Source organism: Pseudomonas sp. P4_C3 (assembly GCF_056402075.1).
This window is the reverse complement of record NZ_JBFUIC010000618.1, coordinates 1-1332: the sequence shown is the minus strand read 5'-3', so window position 1 is coordinate 1332 and position 1332 is coordinate 1. Positions and strand designations below refer to the sequence as shown.

Annotated in this window: 1 protein-coding gene and 1 pseudogene; both read left to right on the top strand. The window is 51.2% G+C overall.

The genetic code is table 11. The annotated features are described in order from the left end of the window. Positions 1-714, top strand: a 714-nt coding sequence (locus AC1DVH_RS31220) for an MraY family glycosyltransferase (protein WP_477757034.1), incomplete at its 5' end; no start/stop codon positions are given. 101 nt (positions 715-815) lie between these two features. Then, a pseudogene (locus AC1DVH_RS31215) lies at positions 816-1332 on the top strand (polysaccharide biosynthesis protein); the annotation flags it as partial.

The following is a 1332-nucleotide window of genomic DNA, read 5'->3' as shown; positions in this document are numbered from 1 at the left end:
CATTTCGCTGGTGCCATCTGGGCATTGTTCTGGATTGGCGGCATGGCCCCGATCAATGTGTTCGGTTACGAAATAAGTCTGGGATGGTTTGGTTATGTCATCGGGGCTTTTTTTCTAGTCTGGATGCTCAATCTCTATAACTTTATGGATGGTATTGATGGTCTGGCGAGTGTCGAAGCGATTTGCACCTGTGTCGGCGCTTGTCTGGTGTATTGGATTGGCGGTCATGTGAGTCTCTCCATTGCCCCGTTTGTGCTGACAATGGCCGTACTCGGTTTCCTTGTCTGGAATTTCCCGCCAGCGCGTATTTTCATGGGCGATGCCGGGAGTGGTTTTCTAGGCATAGTGCTGGCGGTGTTGGCCCTGCATGCCGCATGGACTGCACCGGTGTTTTTGTGGGCATGGCTTATCCTGTTAGGAGTATTCATTGTTGACGCCACTTTTACCTTGCTGCGACGCCTGTTGCGTGGTGACAAGGTCTATGAGGCTCATCGCAGCCATGGATACCAGTACGCTTCACGGAAATTCCGCAGCCATCGTGTGGTCACAGTCGCAATAGCCGCTGTCAATTTGTTGTGGTTATTGCCGGTCGCTATATTGGTCGTCATGCAGTACCTGGATGGTGCGACAGGATTGATTCTTGCCTATGTGCCTTTGGTGGCGCTGGCATTCAAATTCCACGCTGGCGAGTTGGAAATCGCGAACAATGCGTGATGGTTGCTCTGGCTATCACGCAATGCCTTATCCACAAGAGATACCAAAAGCTGTAGTTGCTGTATCAATGCTGGGAGCTTCGAGAGGTGTTTAGAGGGGTTATGGATAAAATTCGGGCGCATTTATTAAGTCTGCCAAGACGACATAAGCGAATTTTGCTGGTTCTGACTGATATTTTTCTGGTCTGGTTTGCCTTGTGGATGGCGTTTGTTGTACGTCTGGGGCTGGACGAGATGGTCAATCCCCTCACTCAGCATGTTTGGCTTTTTGTCAGCGCACCTGTCGTGGCAATTCCCCTGTTCATCCGCTTTGGTATGTATCGCGCGGTGATGCGGTACTTCGGAAATGATGCGCTCATTGCCATTATCAAGGCCGTCACATTATCGTCCCTGATCCTGGGCGTCTTGCTGTACTGGTACAGCAACCATCAGAACGTCGTTCCCCGCTCGATCATATTCAACTACTGGTGGTTGAGTCTTATCATGATCGGGGGATTGCGCTTCGCCATGCGCCAGTATTTTATGGGTGATTGGTTCAGTGCGGTTCAGCATGTTCCGTTTACGAGCAGGGATGATGGCTTGCCAAAAGTCGCGATTTACGGTGCGGGGGCCGCCGGCA